Below are 16,724 nucleotides of genomic sequence, written 5' to 3' on the forward strand. Positions count from 1 at the left end.
TCTTAACTTAATCTAAAACTACTTTCTGGTTATCCTTCCGCTATCGGCGTAAGCGGTTATCGGGCTTATCTCTCCAACGAACTCAACCACTACATCTGCCAGCACGAATCCGGTGTCGTAACCGGAGAGTCCTGCAAGGACCGTATACCCGTCACCGCCAGAGGCAAGGTAGTTATTTGTAGCAACTTTGTACACCTTATTGTCATCAATGGGAGCTCCGTTCACAAGAATATCCTTGGCCTCGCCATTCTCTATTACATAAGTTACTCCGCTTACCTGAGCCATCGCTCCCTGCCCTGGTTCTCTGGTTGCCGTGTACTCCAGAAGATCTCGGAGGGCTGTCCCCGGTACATCAACAACGTAAAGTGTATTTCCGAACGGGAGTACTGTAAGAATGTCGCGATATGTGATCGGACCAGCCTGAATTGAAGCTCTGATACCACCGGAATTGGTTATTGCAAGGTCCGCTCCGGACTTCCACACCATCGCGTCACAGATCAAGTAACCGAGGTTTGTGTCTTGGGCTCTAACTACTCCCCTGTCACCCTCAAGCTTGATCGTTGTTTCACCGACAACTGTGCCAAGAGCTTCTCCTCCGGCCTTCTTGAAGTAATCAAGAACAGTTGCCACTGCGAAGTCAGGTTTTATCTCTTCTGCCAGGACAGGAAGATTCCTGAAAGAAACGAAGATTACCGTTCCGTCGACGATTTCCAGATCGAGCTTGCCCACATTCTTTGCCCATTCTCCAGCAGAAACAATAATTGTTTCGTTGATTATTTCAGGTCTTTCATAGAAAGTGTGGCTGTGTCCGTCAACAATAACATCGATTCCGTCAACCGCCTTGGCAAGCTCCCAGGAATTCGGGCCCGCAAGAACCGGATTGCTTCCCATGTGTGTAAGAGCGATAATTATATCCGCCTGGGCCTCCAGAAACGGTATGATTTCCTTGGCGATTTCTATGACATCCATCCATTCGTAGTCCTTGGCGTACAAGTATTCAAGGATTTCAGTCTCCTGAGCAGTGAATCCTACTATTGCAACCTTTATTCCGCCAACTTCCTTGATAATGTATTCCTGGAAGGCCGGTTCTCCGTCCTTGTAGATATTGGCGCTGAGGAACGGGAAGCTAGCAATGTCCATCTGCTTAGCAAGTACCGATGCGTCGTTGTCAAATTCGTGATTTCCGATAGCCATCGCATCGAGTTTCATAAGGTTCAGTGAAACTATGTCTGGAGCTGCATCCTGCAGGTCCGACTCTGGAACACCGGTGTTCATGTCACCTGCGTGCAAGAAAAGAGTGTTGGGATTCTCCGCTCTAGCCTGGTTGACCAGAGTGGCTACGGCCGCAAGCCCGCCGAACTCGCCCTCTGGCCAAATGTGTCCATGAGTGTCGTTGATATGGACAATCGTAAGTCTCTGAGCCATGACAAATACGGCCATGACTAACAGTAGGGTAATCAAAAGAACTTTTTTCATACTTCTACCTCCTTATAGAATATCGGTGATTTCTCCAATTAACTCGAAATCGAAGTGCCTATCTCCTTCACTTATATGGTAATTGATTATTTCTATTTCTGCGCAGTTTGAAGAGACAGTTCTTGAGCTTTTTGTAACCAGGAAACCGTTGAGTTCCGTTTCGGCCGGCTCTGCAAGATACAACGATTTCACAGTGAGAGCCAGTCTGAAATACCAAGAACCAAGGCGCCTCGCATTCATTATTGTCTCTAGGGGAACAAGCGATGTAACAATTGTCGTACAGATTATCAGTATAGCTATCAACAACGAAAAATAAGCTACTCCTTTGCCTTTATTCTCTGGGCGAGATGGTCTTGCCGCCAGCCACATCTCCCTCGAAGTCCTCCTCTTTAACGTGATTGAGAACTGCGCTGTTTCTACCTATCTTAAGATTCTCGGGAATGATTACGTCCGATCCGACAACGACAATACCCGAATCATATATGTGTGGTTGAGATTCGTGTGGCACTTCGTCTCCATAACCAACAACCACCCCATCTCTAACTGTCGTTCTCTCTCCAATTATCCCCTTGTCTATGACCACATTGCTTCCAATTTTGGAGTTTGTCATAATCACAGAATTCTTAACAACCGAACCTTCTCCGATCTGCACGCCTTGGAAGATAACTGAATTCTCTACTCGACCGTAAATCTCTGCCCCTTCGTTAATCAGGGAGTTTCTGACATGAGAACTGGTTCCGACGTAAGCAGGGAGATACTCTTCCGTTTGGGTGTAAAACCTCCAGGAAGGATCGTGGAGGTTCAGTGGAGGAATAGGCCGTGTTAGCTCTATGTTTGCTTCCCAGAGAGATTCGATCGTACCGACGTCTCTCCAGTATCCTTCGAAGACGAAAGCGAAAAGCCTTCCAGCGTTATCATGTACGATCTTCGGCAAGATGTTCTTCCCGAAATCATTGTCACTCTCGGGATCCTTTTCATCTTCGATTAACCTTTCTCTAAGGAACTTCCAGTCAAAGACGTAAATCCCAAGAGAGGCAAGATCCGACTTCGGTTGTTCAGGCTTCTCCTGAAAGTCGACTATTTTGTTTTCAAAATCCGTTATCATCATGCCGAATCTATTAGCTTCAGACAGCGGAACACGCATACATGCTACTGTTCCCGTGGCACCTTTCGAGAGATGATAATCGATCATTTCGTTGTAATCCATAGAGTAGATGTGGTCGCCAGAAAGGACTACAACAATTTCTGGGTCGTAATCATCGACAAAATCAATATTCTGGAATACGGCATTTGCCGTTCCCTTATACCAGTTTGAATCTCCCTGAGCGATGAACGGCGGGAGAATGACTACCCCCCCATCCTTTCTGTCAAGATCCCAGGGACGACCTATTCCGATATGCCTGGAGAGAATGTGAGGCCTGTATTGAGTAAGCACACCAACTGCGTAGATTCCAGAATTCACGCAGTTACTAAGTGCAAAGTCGATTATCCTGTACTTGCCTCCAAAAGGCACCGCCGGTTTTGCAACCTCATCGGTTAGTAATCCCAGTCTTGTACCCTGTCCGCCAGCTAGAATCAATGCTACTACTTTTTTGGCCATACAATCACCCGCCCTATATTACGCCGTGTTTTTCGATCACTGTGGGCTCTTCGCTCTCACCAACGAAACTTCTCCCAAGCCTAACTGTGCAGTACTTGTCCATAATTACGTTTTCTATGTAAGCGCCTTCTTCGACGAGGCAGCCCTCAAGGAGAACTGAGTTCTTAACGGTTGCCCCTGCCATAACTCTAGTATCTCTGAACAAGACTGAATCTTCGATTCTTCCTCCAATTACGCATCCATCTGCAATGACTGAGTTGTTCATAGATGCCGTTCCGGTGATCTTCGGAGGTGGAAGATCCTTTAGTTTCGTAAATACTCTACCGTTCTCGTAAAACAACTCTCGTCTGATCTGAGGATCCAGGATATCGAGATTTGTCTTGAAATAGCATTTCTTGCTCTGCTTGATATCCCGCCAATACCCGTTGTATCTGTACTCTCTAACATTTAGCGAAGAGAGATTAGGAGAGATAATACCCTTAACAAGCTCGTTATAGCCGTTGGGAACCGCTGAGTAGAGAAGTTCTCGCAAGAGGAACTTGTTTACGAAGTAAACACCAAGAGCAACGCAGTCTCCCTCATCAGGGTTCTCAGAGGCATTTTCCTTCTCTATCCACTTTATTACTCTTCCGTTCTTGCATATGACTCTATCCATACCTTTCATACCACATTCACCATTCTTGTTTCCTGTTAGGACGGTTATGTCGGCCACCGTATCGAGATGATACCTGAATATCTTGGTAAGGTCAGTCTTGAAAATATGATCTCCAGAACCAATCAGTACCGAGTCTTCGTTCCCTCTCCGAAGTATGTCTATGTTCTGGAACAGAGCATCTGCAGTTCCCTTGTATCCCATGGAAGGATTATACGGTGAGTAGTAAGGCTGCAGAATGAAAAGACCGCCCTGTTTCCTGTCAAGATCCCATTCTTTACCGGAACCTATGTGGTCCATTAGGCTTCTAGGGCTGTATTGAGTAATAATGCCAACCTTCGATACCCCGGCATTGATCATATTACTGAGCGTGAAATCGATGGACCTGTACTTTCCGAAAACCGGTAGTGCGGCACTTGTACGAACTTGCGTAAGGGAACTCAAGTACTCACCTCGTCCACCTGCCAGGATTATTCCGAGAACTTTCATATGATCACCGCATTCCAGATCTGGATGCGATCTTCCTCCCTTCATCTCGAATTTGTTAGTCAGTACTCCATTAATGGTAAATTGGTCATGAGAGAGACCCCGGGTAAAGACAACTCGCCTACGCCGTCCAGATAACTCTGCATAAAATGGACAGCCTTGTCGAAGGCATCGCTGTAAAGTTCTTCAAAGGTCTTTTTACTCTCCCATCCAGCTATACTGTGAAACCAAGGTTTCATTTCCAGATTCAGCGGATCTGTATGAGTGTCTTTGAAAAAAGCCTCTTCCGGAGAGCCTTCCTTGATGCTGAATCTCTTGAGAATGATGCCCAGTCTGGAACGACCGTATATCCCCGCGAAATACTCGTTCATAGAGTTTATTGCCTTTTGGATAGAACAACCTTTCACTCCGTAGTACTCCTCAGCAATCGCTCTGTAAAGATCTTCTAGAGCTTCAGGTAGAGACTTGGAAAACTCGGCAGTCGGATCAAGGTCAAGAATAACTGCCTCTACTCTGTTCTTCAGTATTACTTTGTCTATCATTGTCTCAAGCTGCCGATACTTATATCCATTTCCTGCACGGGCGACAATATAATGATTAACGGTTGCATCGAGAAAGTAATGGCATATCACCCCGAGAGAGTAGAAGCGAGAGATCTCTTCGGCTCTTCTGCAGACCTCTTCGGCAAAATCATCACATCTCAGCGTATGAGAAAATCTCCAGAGAGAAAACTCCGGGTCTTCTCTTGAGCAATACTGTCCAGGATCAGTAAAGAGGCACCCAAGATTGAACTCCTCTCTTTTGTCGGCTTCAAGATCGAGTCCTATTTCTTCCAGAACATCTTTTCCATACATGATATGAGTCCAGAAGCCGGGCAAAAAACTCACTCCTTCTCTACGAAGCCCCACAGACACTTCAAATAAAGGCTTTCAGGAACCTCCAAAAGCCACGGATGATCAGGTGACTGCAGAGTGATCGCCAAATGCGAAAACCTCAAGCCTCTTCTTTCTGTTGATCTTCTTACAGACTCTACTAGATGCTCAATCCCAATATTGTAGGCGCAAGTGCAGAGGCCGAGGATTCCCCCATCCTTCATTAACGGTAGCGTGCTCTCTACTAGCTTTCTGAAAAGTGAAATTCCATGCGGAAGCTCTTTCTTATGCTTAACAAAGGATGGCGGATCCAATACTACTATATCAAAATAGTCATTCTTTTCAAATTCATTAAGGAAGGCAAGAACATCGCTCTGGACTAACTGCAGCCGGTTATCCACCTTGTTCACTACGGAGTTCAGTCTTGCCCTTTCTAGATCTTCTTCCGACTTGTCAACACAAATCGCCTCTGCTCCGGAGAATGCCATGTTGAGTCCAAAGCCGCCCGTAAAAGAGAAGAGATCTAGCCCCTTTTGAAGCGACAGCTCCTTAGTAATCTTTCTGCAGAATGCTCTGGAGTCTCTTTGGTCAAAGAAGAATCCGGTCTTCTGGCTGTTCTTGACATCTACAAGAAATCTTAGGCCGTTTTCCTCAATTTCGATTGAGTCCGGTACCTTCCCGCAAAGCAGGCCGGTGTTTCTCTCAATTCTGTCGTCCACCCCCATCTCAAAGTCGCTGCGTTCGTAGATTCCCATCGGGCTCAGAAGATCTGAAAGAAGGGTGACGATCATTTGCTTTCTTTCCTGCATGATCAGATTTCTGAACTGCACTGCTAAAAAATCGCCGTATCTGTCAACTACAAGTCCAGGAAGTCTATCCCCCTCGCCATGGATTAGCCTGTAGTAAGGTGTATCGAAAAGCCTGTCTCTTTTCTGCAAGGATTTATTCAGAAGCTTTCTGAAGAAAGCCTCTCCCAGTTCTTCATCATGATTAGTTAGAACCATTATCGACCTCGTTGAACCAGGGTTGAAGAAGCCTTTCCCCAGGAACTCGTAAGTAGAAGAGAAGACATTGACTTCGCTTACTCTATCTGCAGAGCCTTCAAGAGAGAGGATTTCATCTTTGAAGATCCACGGGTAAGAATTCAACACCTTTCCTTCCTTTCCTTTTTTTATTTGCGCAATTAGCATCAGAGCTGCCCTTCAATCAACAGAGAATAGTCAAGAATCTCAGTTTTGTCAAAGAAGATATTCGTTTCGCGAATTGCACTTTCAATACTGTCTGAAGCGTGGATGAGGTTCTTTCTGACGGAGACGCCGAACCTTCCACGAATACTTCCCGGGTCTGCCTGGACCGGATCGGTTTTCCCGATGAGGATTCTCAATCTCTGAACGGCATCCTCACCTTCAAGAACTATTGCCACAACTGGGCCAGATTGTATGAAACCGAGCAAAGGTTCGTAGAAGTCTTTCCCGGCATGCTCCCTGTATAGTTCTCTAGCTTTAGACTCTGAAATCATGAGCATTTTGAGAGCTAATATCTTAAGACCTTTTTCCTCGATTCTTCTGATTATCTCTCCTACGAGGCCTCGCTGAATAGCGTTTGGCTTCAGATAAGCAAATGTTCTCTCCATAATACTTCCCTCCAATCAAATTCGTCATTCATTGCTATAATTAAAACATGGAGTGGTTCAACGGAGTAGTTAGCGACAGACTTGCCCGATTCTTGGCTCGAAATTCGGGAATAAGCGTGACTTTGGTAGGCAGAGACAGCGAATACTTGAAGACTTCGGCTTTGTCATTGGTCGAGTCCGATCCAAAATGGAACAGAAAGAGATATATTGAAGATTTTCTTCTTATAGAGCCTGAGAAAGGGAACATCGGAATTGACAGAGTGCGGGATATTGAAGAGATGATGCTCCACAAGCCTTCGGGAGGCAAGAGAAAGTATGTATTGGTCCATCAATGTGAAAAGATGACAGATGAGAGTGCAAATGCCTTCCTAAAAATACTCGAAGAGCCTCCCTGTTTTGCAACGCTGATAATGACCACTACTTCATGGCAGTCTCTTCTTCCCACAGTAAGGAGCAGAACGGTCTCTGTCGTTGTTGATGTTCCTGAAGAACTGATAGGTAAATTGAGAGATAAGTATGGGAATAGCGTATCGAGAATCTACGCATGTGCGCGACAGAACTTCTCTGTTCTTCGGTTCTTTCTTGATCAGGAAGTCGAGTCCATAGACTGGGGTTCGATGGAGGTTCCTTCAGACCTCAACGGACTGGTTTCTGTACTGTCTGAGAGTGAAGTTAACGAGCCGATAGATATTGTTAGACGAAGAAGAGCATTTGCTGCTCTTTGCAGAAGCATCGTAGAATCTGACAAATTCTTCACAACCTTCAGAGAAATCTCGCCTCTATTCATTGGGCAGGGCTCATTTGAAAGATCGCGTGAGCTCGTTGAAGTAGCCAGAAGCATACTGAGAGATGTAGTAATTCTATCGGCAGATACTTCCAGTAACTCTGTTGTAAACCTCGATCTGATAGAATGGCTAGTGAGTTTCGTGCCGGGAAAGGAGATCCTGGCAGATTTTGCTTGGTGTGACAGGTTCCTTAGACAGAGGACTTCATCTCAGAACTCGAATCTCGTTTCATTCAGAGCTCTGTACTCGGTTTCGAGGAGCCTCGTAAGAAGAGAAAACGGAGGTAATTCAGATGCCTGAAATATATGGAACTGTATATGGAGTCGAGTTTCATTCTGTTGGCAAGCTTTATCAGTACACATCTAGTGAACAGCTCCTAAAGCAGGGAGATCGTGTGCTTGCAATGAGTGAGTTCGGACTGGATGTGGGTAAGGTCATGTATGGACCAGTTGAGATTCGTATAGATGACTCAAAGGAAGAGCTGAAACCGATCGTTAGGGTAATGACTGATGAAGACTGGGAGACTCATGCAAAGAACAAGGAAGAGGCCGAAGCTGCTATGAATACCTGCCAGGAGCTGATAAAAAAGCACTCGCTTCCTATGAGATTGCTCGAGGCGAGATATATGTTTGATCGCTCAAGAATAGTCTTCTATTTTGGTGCCGACAGCAGGGTCGATTTCAGAGAGTTGGTGAAGGATCTTGCCAGGGCATTCAGAACGAGGATAGAGCTCAGGCAAGTTGGAATAAGAGATGAAGTTAAAATGACCGGCAGCCTCGGGTTGTGCGGCATGACAGCTTGCTGCGCCCGCTTCTTGAGACAGTTTGAGAGTATAACGCTCAAGCATGCGAAGAAGCAGCAATTGCTGATAAACCCTGCAAAGATATCCGGTAGGTGCGGAAGACTGCTTTGCTGTCTATCCTATGAACAGGAGCTCTATGAAAATGAGTTATTGGATATCCCTGATGAAGGATCTCTTGTCGACTATGAAGGAAAGACTTGCAAGGTTCTGACGGTGAACATCTTCATGAAAGTGATCACCCTGGTTGCAGATGACGGCCAGATGCTCAAGGTTCAGTTTGATGACTTTAGAATGAGCCAGAGATCTATTATTCAGGACACAAATCCCGATGAGCTAATAAAGAATAGAGACGAGGATATTTCGATTGACGGTTGAAGTGTGAATGGAGGTTGGATATGGCGCGTTTGCTGACGAAAGATGAGATTAAGAGACTAGAAAACCTTGGAAGAGTGTGCAGGGGAGACATCATAAAGATGACCACAGTTGCGAATTCCGGTCATCCGGGCGGTTCAATGTCATCGATAGACATATTCCTATCCGTTTATGATTTTGCAGAGAAAGATCCGAAGAACCCCTACGATCCCGAACGCGATAGGGTTGTTGTAAGCCACGGTCATACATCTCCCGGGGTATATGCGACACTTGGGAGATTGGGTTTTATAGACATTGACGAGGCAATTGCCGGATTCAGGCATCCCGGATCGATATTCGAGGGTCACATCACAAGAGGGATTCCTGGCGTAGAATGGACTACAGGAAATCTTGGGCAGGGGTTGTCCGTAGGTGTTGGCATGGCCCTTGCTTCGAAAATCAGAGGGAAAAACAACAGGGTGATAGTAGCCATGAGTGATGCCGAACAGGCAAAAGGTCAGGTGGCGGAGGCAAGAAGAACGGCCAAGAAATACGAGCTCAATAACCTTGTTGTTGTTGTCGACTACAATGATGCTCAGATCTCCGGAAAAGCGAGCGACATAATGTACGTGGACATTAAGGCAAACTATCTCGCTGATGGATGGAAGGTTATAGAGGTCGACGGCCACGACTATGCCGAGCTCAATGAAGCTCTCGTGGAAGCGTTCGATTCAAAAATCCCCGCAGTCATTATTGGCAGAACAGTTATGGGAAAAGGTGTTTCCTTCATGGAGGGTGATGTTTCGTATCACGGCAAACCTCTGGATATGGAGAAGGCCGCCTCTGCGCTTGCCGAGCTTGGCCTTGAAAGTGATATCGAAAGATATGTCGAAATGAGGAAGGAGCTTCCCACTTATCATGAACATGTGCGCCCCATAGACGAAGTGGTAAGACCGGTCACGGGAGATTCGATTGTTTATCCTGTTGACAAGAAGACCGACAACAGATCGGCCTTTGGAAGGGCTCTCGCAGATATTGGAAAGCTGAACAAGGGAAAAGTTCCGATGATGGTTGTTGATTGTGATTTGAAACCCTCAACGAAGGTAAACGAGTTCGAGAAGGTCTGGCCGGAGAACTTCGTTCAGATTGGAGTTCAGGAACATAATGCGGCAACGGTTGCCGGTGCTGCGTCCGTATGTGGTGTGCTTACTTTCTTTGCAGACTTTGGAGTCTTTGGAATCGATGAAACCTACAATCAGCAACGGCTGAACGACATAAACAAAGCAAACGTCAAAGTTGGGGTGACCCATGTAGGAATAGACGTGGGAGAAGATGGAAAGACTCACCACTGTATTGATTACATTGGGGCCTTGAGGAATCTATTTGGCTTCAAGCTGATCGTACCGGCAGATCCAAATCAGACGGACAAAGCTGTAAGGTATGTGAGCGCGACTGAAGGAAACTTCGTCATCGCAATGGGAAGATCTACTATGAATCCAATTTCCGATGAGAATGGAAGAGCTTTCTTCGGCGATGGATACAAGTTTGAATATGGCAAGGTCGATGTTGTCAGGAAAGGAAAGGGTGTAACCATAGTTACGACCGGTCAGGTAACCCATAAGGCCGTTGAGGCTGCAGATAAGCTCAGGTCAGAGGGAATAGAAGTCACGGTTCTTAACGTCAGCTGCCCTCTAGAAGCGGATTTCGATAGCGTCAAAGAACACTTGTCCAAAGTCGTTATAACCGCAGAAGATCACAATGTGGAGAGTGGATTAGGCACGATTCTATCGGACTATTTGATCGACTCGAAGATAATGCCTGAGAGATTTGAGAAGCTTGGTGTAGAGAGATATATGTTCTCCGGTGATAATGAGCTGCTATTCGATCTCTGCGGTCTTTCGAGCGGCAAAATGGTTGAGAAGATCAGGAGAATTGCCAGGTAATGCTAAGCGTCGAGGAAGAAAAGCAAGTAAATGAGTTTTGCAGAATAAACGGAATTGAAGCAAACAGAGAGCTCGCTTTCAGGGCTCTCTGCCATTCCTCGTTCACTAACGAGCTCGCGCAGAACGGAGAGAGGATTCTGGAGTCAAACGAAAGGATGGAGTTTCTCGGAGATGCGGTTCTTGAACTGTCACTTGCGAAAACGCTGTTTGATGAATACTCATTGTCCGAAGGCGACATGTCGAAAATCAGGGCGATGGTTGGAAGCGAAAAAGTACTTTCCGATGTCGCAAGATTCATGAGGATAGGAGACTTCGTCTTTCTGGGAAAAGGAGAGAGGCAAATGGGTGGGTCTGATCGAGATTCTATTCTCGCAGATACGTTTGAGGCAGTTCTTGCTGCAGTCTTCTTGACAAGTGGATTTGAAGCCTCGGTCAGTTTTGTTCAGTCAAAGCTTTGCGACTATATTGATCAGGCGGTCAACGGCGAGTTGATTCTTGATTACAAGACCTCACTTCAGGAGTTAACCCAAGCTCGTTTCAGTTCTAGACCATCATATGAAACGATTCTGGACGAAGGACCACCTCAGGACAAGTGGTTCAAAGTCGGTGTTTTCTTGGATGGAAAGATTGTCGGTGAAGGAGAGGGTAGGACGAAGAAAGCGGCAGAACAGCTTGCCGCGAAGCACGCTCTTGAAGCTCTTAGTAAAGGGCTCGATAAGGCAGGTGCTGAGAAGTGAAGTACAGACATTTAGTCTCTTTTGTTTCAGAAGAAGAAAGCGACTTGATTGAGGGAATCAGCTGGAATGAAGGATTCTCTAATCTCTTCTTCGAGAAGACCGTCGACTCTGGAATTGCTCTGCATGTACTTCTTGAAGAAGGGGAGGAACTACCTTACTTCCTAAGTAAGATGGAGTTCTCCGATCTAGGGTTCACCGAACAAAAGGATTGGTTCGAGAAATGGAAAGAGACTCTGGTACCGTTCGAGCTCTGCAAAAGCGTTGAAGTCCTTCCTCTTGAGGAAGAGGAAAGAGTGGTCGATCCGAATAAGATCGGAATTATACCGGGAATGGCGTTTGGCACTGGCCTTCATGAGTCAACGAAGCTGGCTGCCTCTCTTCTTGTTGAAGCCGTTGTCAGAGGCTCTAGAGTTCTTGACGTGGGTTGCGGCACAGGTATCCTCTCGGCAATTGCTGCGAAGAAGGGCGCATCACAGGTCGTGGCGCTCGACATAGACGAGCACTCGGTAGAGAAGACCAATGAGACAGCAAGGATAAATGATGTGTGTATAGATGCAAGACAATCGGAATTTCTCTCCTCTGTAAAACCCGAAGAGCGTTTTGACATAATTGTCTCGAATATGATTGTAGAGCTTTTGAGAGAATTTGTTCTTGACCTAGAGAGTTTTCTAGATGAACACGGCACCGTAATCCTCTCGGGAATTTACAAAGACAAGTTCAGTGAGATCGGAAACCTTATTGAAGGAACCTTTCTTATAGAGAGCAGCAGGGAAGACGGAGATTGGAAAGCGATAAAATTGAGAAGAAAATAGTCTCTCTTCAACTAGGGAGAGAACTGAAGAACGACTTCAGAGTAGCCAGAGTCTGCGAATGGGGATTTCCGAAAGTTATTGAGTCCTCCCTCATTTCTTATGGAAAGCCCTTCCCGACGCTTTTCTGGCTGAGCTGCCCCTTCTTGAAGGAGAAAGTCTCCCGTCTTGAGAGCGGGGGAATGATAACTGAATTCGAGAAGAGAATCGAACGTGACGGCGTTTTTGCAGACGAGTATCTCAAAGCCCATGAAGAAACCACGTTGATCAAAAAGAGAATCCTCGGTCGGTGCACTCTATCTGAATCGCAGAAGTTGCTGCTGCTTGTTAGAGGTATTGGAGGGATAAGAAATCTGAAAATGGTTAAGTGTCTTCACCTGCAGTTGGCTAACTTTCTTGGAGGTGTGAACAACCCCATTGGACGAGAAGTATGGAGTCTCTTAGAAAGAACCCGTTGTTCATCTGAGAGAGTCATTTGCAGAGAGTTGTTGAACCGAAATGAATGAACAAATACTGAACAAGGCTTCACAGCTTCCGGAAGAACCCGGAGTTTATATCTTCAAGGACGAAAAGAATGCAATAATCTACGTAGGAAAGGCAAAGAAGCTGAAGAGGAGAGTCCTCTCATACTTCAGAGAGTCGACGTGGTCTCAGAACGAAAAGGCCAGACGCATCGCCGAAGAGTCGGAGGATCTGGACTTCATAATGGTCACATCCGAAAGAGAGGCTCTGCTTCTCGAGGCCAACCTAATCTTCAGTAAAAAGCCGAAGTACAATGTATTCCTGAAGGATTCGCGTACTTATCCATACATATACATATCCGCTGAGGAGTATCCTTATATTGCGATCACGCGAACAAAGGAGCTCGAAGGCACTTATTTTGGTCCATACACGAGCGCCGGACTTGTCAGAAAGCTACTAGAATTCCTACAGAAAGTCTTCAAGATTCGCACATGCACATATGATCTCGGCAGGATAAAGAGACCCTGCTTTCTATATCATCTGAAAATGTGTTCGGCACCTTGCGTTGAAAAGGTCTCTCCTGAAGAGTATCAAGAGCAGCTTTCTGCGCTAACCGAATTCCTTGAAGGGGACACGATAAAAGTTAGAGAAGCTCTCCTCAAGAGGATGACTGTATTGTCGGAGGCTCTTCAGTTCGAAAGGGCGGCAGAAATAAGGGACATTCTGTCGTCGATGGATGACCTTTACGCCTTTCAGGGGGTTGAAGCCCCGCTAGATTTGAAGGCAGACATATTGGCCGTTTCGGCCGGGCTAGCTGCCCTGCTGCAGGTAAGGGGAGGAATGCTCTTGGGAAAGCTGGTTTTCGACTTCCCGGATGGTACTCCTATGGATTTCATTACCCAGTTTTACTACGCCAAGAAGAACAGAATTCCAAAGTCTTTAATCGTAACCGGTCTGAAGAAAAAAGATGTGAGGCAATTCAGAAGAGATTTTGATTACATTGGAGATCCCCGTGATGAGCAGGAAGAGAGACTTCTGAGTATCGCCTTCAAGAATATCGACGAAGAGCTGAAGATAAGACTGAATGCGGCTCATTCGCTGCGACAGGCTCAGCAGATACTTGGACTGAAGAGATTTCCCTCGAGAATCGAGGGAATCGATATCTCTCATACACAAGGTCTCTACACAGTCGCTTCAGTAGTAGTTTTCGATAACGGTAAGCCGAACAAGTCGGAGTACAGAAGGTACAGAATAAGCGAGCTTGAAGAACCAAATGATTTCGAAGCAATGGCAACCGTAGTCAAACGGCGATACACAAAGTACCCTCTCCCCGATCTTCTGCTTATTGACGGAGGAGAACCTCAGTTGAGAGCAGTTGAGAAGGCATTTGCAGAGATAGGGATCGAAGAATACGAGATAGTCGGACTCGCAAAGGAGTTCAACGAGCTTGTGTTTCTTGATAATCGCGACAGAGTAAGACTCAAAGAAGAACATCCGGTGTTGAGAATGATCATCTCTATAGATAATGAGGCGCATCGATTCGCTATTAACTATCACAGAGTTCTGAGGGAGAGGAGATTTCTAACTTCGAAGATAGATGATATTCCAGGAATAGGACCCAAAAGAAAGAAGGCACTCTTGAAGGCCTTTGGAAGCATCAAAGGAATCTCAAAGGCCTCTGAAGATGACCTCCGCTCTGTCTTGAAAAACAGTAAGGCGGTTGAAGCCGTAACGAGATGGGCTAGTGAAAAAAGTGGAGACTAAGCTCCACTTTCATCTCTTATCGGCAGGACAATTATTACTGAACTTTCTCTTTTAGCTCTTTGCCAGGTCTGAATTTCGGAACCTTCCCGCCAGGAATCTCGATAGCTTCCTTCGTTCTCGGGTTGACACCCATCCTGGGCTTTCGCATGGTAACTTCAAACGTTCCGAAACCTATTAGCTTAACTTCCTGGTTCTTTGAGAGTTCTTCCCCTACCACGCCGATAAAGCTATCAACTACGTCTCCGACAAGTTTCTTGGTTGCTCCAGTTCTTTGTGCAAGAACAGCGATAAGTTCTTTCTTATTCACAGGTACACCCCCTAGCTAGAATTCAGATCACAACCAAATTCTAACATTTTCTAATTGACTTCTGCAACATAGAATCATCTGAAACCGTTTGACGAAAAGGATTTCAACAAGTCAATGCTCTACAATGCCTTATGGGCGCAGGTTGTCGAAGTTGAGCACGTCCTTATGCGCCTCGATTGTGCTAGTATAAGAAGAGAGGTCTAGAACGCCATTCCCGCTCAGAGTGAACACAATAACCTTCTCTTCTCTGTTTTTCCTTGCCTCAATTGCTCTTCGAACAGCACCTGCAATTGCATGGGTTGACTCCGGTGCGGGAACAATACCCTCCGTTGTAGCGAAGAGAAGACCTGCTTTGAAAGTCTCTTCTTGAGGGAAAGCTTCCGGAGTGACAATGCCTTCTTTCACTAATCGCGACACGAGAGGAGCCGCACCGTGATATCTGAGACCACCGGCATGAATTGCGGGTGGAACAAACTCTCTCCCAAGCGTATACATCTTCAGCAGCGGCGTGAATCCAGCAGTGTCTCCGCTGTCGTACCGATACTCGCCTTTAGAAAGCGTAGGACATGATTCTGGCTCGCAGGCAACGAACTCAATTTTCTCTCCTTCGAATACCCTCTTCACAAACGGCAAGATTGATCCGCCGAAGTTTGACCCGCCACCGTGACAGCCAAGAATCGATGAAGGCTTTTCGCCAAGGATCTCCAGCTGCTTTTCAATTTCCAGACCAATCACTGTCTGATGAAGAAGAACGTGATCGAGAACACTTCCGAGAGAGTACTTTTTCGTCTTAGAATTCAGAACGATTTCGATAGCCTCGCTAATTGCCATTCCCAAGGAACCTGAGAAATTCTTCCTGTCTTTGAGGAACTTCCTTCCGCTTTCGGTGTGTTCACCAGGGCTCGGCTCAACCTCTCCATTAAACATTCTCATCATGTGCTGTCTCATTGGCTTCGACTGGAAACTGTTTCTCACCATGAAGACTCTTACCGTCAAACCGAATTTCCTGCCCGCATACGAGAGGGCGCTACCCCACTGTCCTGCCCCCGTTTCCGTAGTTAGCTCGGTTATTCCATCGGCCTTGTTGTAATAAGCCTGCGCTATTGCCGTATTCGTTTTGTGACTTCCGGTCGGGGAGTTACCTTCATACTTGTAGTATATCCTCGCTGGAGTGTTGAGATACTCTTCGAGAAAGGTCGCCCTTATAAGTGGACTGGGGCGGAATACCACATACTCATCCAGAACGGGCTCAGGAATAGGGACGAACCTTTCTTCACTCATTTCCTGCTCAACAATCGACTTCGGGAAGATCGCCATCATATCTGCAGGATCGATCACCTCATTGGTTGCCGGATTCAAAGGCGGATCCATCTTGAATGGTAAGTCAGCCTTTATGTTATACCAGCTTCGTGGAAGCTCCTCCGACTTCAAATTCACAATGATTCTTTTCTTCATGCCAATATACCTCCTCAAAAGTAAAGGGGCTCTCAACTATGAGAGCCCCTTCAATATGGGTTTACCCTAGTAGCGAAAGGCTAACCCCCACCGAAGGGGCAGCTCCACCACCAGAACATATTCAGTTTATTTAGAAATTGATTGACAACCATAATAATCCCTCGCTGAATTAGCTTAACCAAATATACTACTTCGGTATGTTACAAGTCAAGCAGAGGTCTCTTGAGTAGATTTAATTATGATGCATTACGTAGGCCGGCCGAATTCCACCATTGACCGGGCACGCATTGTGACTTTACCGGAGTCATATAGCATCTGCCATCGACGTTCCTCAAATCGTAGGCTGATGGGACAACACCGGCAACCCCTACCCGGCCGGCCATGAGGAAGACAAAGCAAAGGCAAATGATCGAAAGCGAGAGATATTTCAACTCTTTGAGGTTCAGGGGTATCCTCCTTCCAGACAAACCGTGCTGATCGCCATCATGGTACAGTAGCATTATGAAATAAACGGAATGAAAAATAGCTTTCATCTTCGGTCACAACCATATTCATCCCTTGTTTGTCTACTATTCCTCACTTACTTGTCT

Annotated in this window: 17 protein-coding genes; 7 read left to right on the top strand and 10 right to left on the bottom strand. The window is 46.1% G+C overall.

From position 1 onward, the window contains the following. Positions 1–18: 18 nt before the first annotated feature. From B3157_RS00960 to ndk, 7 genes are read right to left on the bottom strand one after another with little or no spacing between them, the layout of a single operon-like run. Positions 19–1,476: a 5'-nucleotidase C-terminal domain-containing protein gene (locus B3157_RS00960; protein ID WP_292588141.1), complete on the bottom strand. Its 1,458-nt coding sequence runs from the start codon at positions 1,474–1,476 to the stop codon at positions 19–21. A 12-nt stretch (positions 1,477–1,488) separates the two neighbouring features. Then, positions 1,489–1,845 carry a hypothetical protein gene (locus tag B3157_RS00965; RefSeq protein ID WP_292588143.1) on the bottom strand — a complete coding sequence of 119 codons (357 nt, stop codon included), beginning with the start codon at positions 1,843–1,845 and terminating at the stop codon, positions 1,489–1,491. Further along, entirely contained in the window at positions 1,808–3,076 is a 1,269-nt protein-coding gene (locus tag B3157_RS00970; RefSeq protein ID WP_292588145.1) for a glucose-1-phosphate adenylyltransferase, read from the bottom strand. Before B3157_RS00970 ends, B3157_RS00965 begins: the two co-directional genes overlap by 38 nt. 13 nt (positions 3,077–3,089) lie before the next feature. Next, positions 3,090–4,217 (bottom strand): glucose-1-phosphate adenylyltransferase subunit GlgD, encoded by a 1,128-nt coding sequence (glgD, locus tag B3157_RS00975; RefSeq protein WP_102818945.1) that lies wholly within the window; start codon positions 4,215–4,217, stop codon positions 3,090–3,092. A 59-nt stretch (positions 4,218–4,276) separates the two neighbouring features. Further along, positions 4,277–5,092, bottom strand: coding sequence for a zinc dependent phospholipase C family protein (locus B3157_RS00980; protein WP_102818946.1), 816 nt, complete (start codon positions 5,090–5,092; stop codon positions 4,277–4,279). 5 nt (positions 5,093–5,097) lie between these two features. After that, on the bottom strand, positions 5,098–6,276 hold the full coding sequence (locus B3157_RS00985) for a class I SAM-dependent rRNA methyltransferase (protein WP_112109498.1): 1,179 nt from the start codon (positions 6,274–6,276) through the stop codon (positions 5,098–5,100). Continuing rightward, positions 6,276–6,719: a nucleoside-diphosphate kinase gene (gene ndk, locus B3157_RS00990; RefSeq protein ID WP_099829330.1), complete on the bottom strand. Its 444-nt coding sequence runs from the start codon at positions 6,717–6,719 to the stop codon at positions 6,276–6,278. Before ndk ends, B3157_RS00985 begins: the two co-directional genes overlap by 1 nt. A gap of 47 nt (positions 6,720–6,766) precedes the next feature. On the opposite strand from ndk, the gene B3157_RS00995 reads away from it, so the two are divergent. Genes B3157_RS00995 through uvrC form a run of 7 tightly spaced genes read left to right on the top strand, consistent with a single transcriptional unit; the run spans position 6,767 to position 14,372 of the window. Next, positions 6,767–7,804 carry a hypothetical protein gene (locus tag B3157_RS00995; protein WP_292588156.1) on the top strand — a complete coding sequence of 346 codons (1,038 nt, stop codon included), beginning with the start codon at positions 6,767–6,769 and terminating at the stop codon, positions 7,802–7,804. Continuing rightward, the gene (locus tag B3157_RS01000; RefSeq protein WP_214079404.1) at positions 7,797–8,681 is read left to right on the top strand and encodes a PSP1 domain-containing protein; all 885 of its coding nucleotides are present in this window, start codon (positions 7,797–7,799) and stop codon (positions 8,679–8,681) included. Before B3157_RS00995 ends, B3157_RS01000 begins: the two co-directional genes overlap by 8 nt. 20 nt (positions 8,682–8,701) lie before the next feature. Continuing rightward, on the top strand, positions 8,702–10,600 hold the full coding sequence (locus B3157_RS01005) for a transketolase (RefSeq protein ID WP_292588159.1): 1,899 nt from the start codon (positions 8,702–8,704) through the stop codon (positions 10,598–10,600). Further along, positions 10,600–11,337: a ribonuclease III gene (gene rnc / locus B3157_RS01010; RefSeq protein ID WP_292588161.1), complete on the top strand. Its 738-nt coding sequence runs from the start codon at positions 10,600–10,602 to the stop codon at positions 11,335–11,337. The genes B3157_RS01005 and rnc overlap by 1 nt, the downstream gene beginning before the upstream one ends. After that, positions 11,334–12,149 (top strand): 50S ribosomal protein L11 methyltransferase, encoded by an 816-nt coding sequence (locus B3157_RS01015; protein WP_214079402.1) that lies wholly within the window; start codon positions 11,334–11,336, stop codon positions 12,147–12,149. The genes rnc and B3157_RS01015 overlap by 4 nt, the downstream gene beginning before the upstream one ends. Then, complete coding sequence (locus tag B3157_RS01020; RefSeq protein WP_292588164.1) at positions 12,119–12,652, top strand: DUF501 domain-containing protein; 534 nt, start codon at positions 12,119–12,121, stop codon at positions 12,650–12,652. The genes B3157_RS01015 and B3157_RS01020 overlap by 31 nt, the downstream gene beginning before the upstream one ends. Next, positions 12,645–14,372 carry an excinuclease ABC subunit UvrC gene (uvrC, locus tag B3157_RS01025; RefSeq protein ID WP_214079400.1) on the top strand — a complete coding sequence of 576 codons (1,728 nt, stop codon included), beginning with the start codon at positions 12,645–12,647 and terminating at the stop codon, positions 14,370–14,372. The genes B3157_RS01020 and uvrC overlap by 8 nt, the downstream gene beginning before the upstream one ends. Before the next feature lie 34 nt (positions 14,373–14,406). Here uvrC and B3157_RS01030 read toward each other — a convergent pair whose 3' ends face one another. The 3 genes from B3157_RS01030 to B3157_RS01040 form a co-directional block, all read right to left on the bottom strand. Beyond that, positions 14,407–14,679: an HU family DNA-binding protein gene (locus B3157_RS01030; RefSeq protein WP_099829322.1), complete on the bottom strand. Its 273-nt coding sequence runs from the start codon at positions 14,677–14,679 to the stop codon at positions 14,407–14,409. Between the two features lie 129 nt (positions 14,680–14,808). After that, on the bottom strand, positions 14,809–16,134 hold the full coding sequence (locus B3157_RS01035; protein WP_099829321.1) for a TrpB-like pyridoxal phosphate-dependent enzyme: 1,326 nt from the start codon (positions 16,132–16,134) through the stop codon (positions 14,809–14,811). A gap of 236 nt (positions 16,135–16,370) precedes the next feature. Next, on the bottom strand, positions 16,371–16,667 hold the full coding sequence (locus tag B3157_RS01040) for a hypothetical protein (protein WP_292588168.1): 297 nt from the start codon (positions 16,665–16,667) through the stop codon (positions 16,371–16,373). Between the last annotated feature and the right edge of the window lie 57 nt (positions 16,668–16,724).

The sequence above is a fragment of the Mesotoga sp. UBA5557 genome, from assembly GCF_002425715.1.
GTDB lineage: Bacteria > Thermotogota > Thermotogae > Petrotogales > Kosmotogaceae > Mesotoga.

Bases quoted from the DNA above. Each gene is read 5' to 3' on its own strand.
- B3157_RS00965 (WP_292588143.1), bottom strand. From the start codon at position 1,845: ATGTGGCTGGCGGCAAGACCATCTCGCCCAGAGAATAAAGGCAAAGGA.
- glgD (WP_102818945.1), bottom strand. From the start codon at position 4,217: ATGAAAGTTCTCGGAATAATCCTGGCAGGTGGACGAGGTGAGTACTTG.
- ndk (WP_099829330.1), bottom strand. From the start codon at position 6,719: ATGGAGAGAACATTTGCTTATCTGAAGCCAAACGCTATTCAGCGAGGC.
- B3157_RS00985 (WP_112109498.1), bottom strand. From the start codon at position 6,276: ATGCTAATTGCGCAAATAAAAAAAGGAAAGGAAGGAAAGGTGTTGAAT.
- uvrC (WP_214079400.1), top strand. From the start codon at position 12,645: ATGAATGAACAAATACTGAACAAGGCTTCACAGCTTCCGGAAGAACCC.
- B3157_RS00995 (WP_292588156.1), top strand. From the start codon at position 6,767: ATGGAGTGGTTCAACGGAGTAGTTAGCGACAGACTTGCCCGATTCTTG.
- B3157_RS01035 (WP_099829321.1), bottom strand. From the start codon at position 16,134: ATGAAGAAAAGAATCATTGTGAATTTGAAGTCGGAGGAGCTTCCACGA.
- B3157_RS01005 (WP_292588159.1), top strand. From the start codon at position 8,702: ATGGCGCGTTTGCTGACGAAAGATGAGATTAAGAGACTAGAAAACCTT.
- B3157_RS01000 (WP_214079404.1), top strand. From the start codon at position 7,797: ATGCCTGAAATATATGGAACTGTATATGGAGTCGAGTTTCATTCTGTT.
- B3157_RS00970 (WP_292588145.1), bottom strand. From the start codon at position 3,076: ATGGCCAAAAAAGTAGTAGCATTGATTCTAGCTGGCGGACAGGGTACA.
- B3157_RS00960 (WP_292588141.1), bottom strand. From the start codon at position 1,476: ATGAAAAAAGTTCTTTTGATTACCCTACTGTTAGTCATGGCCGTATTT.
- rnc (WP_292588161.1), top strand. From the start codon at position 10,600: ATGCTAAGCGTCGAGGAAGAAAAGCAAGTAAATGAGTTTTGCAGAATA.
- B3157_RS01040 (WP_292588168.1), bottom strand. From the start codon at position 16,667: ATGAAAGCTATTTTTCATTCCGTTTATTTCATAATGCTACTGTACCAT.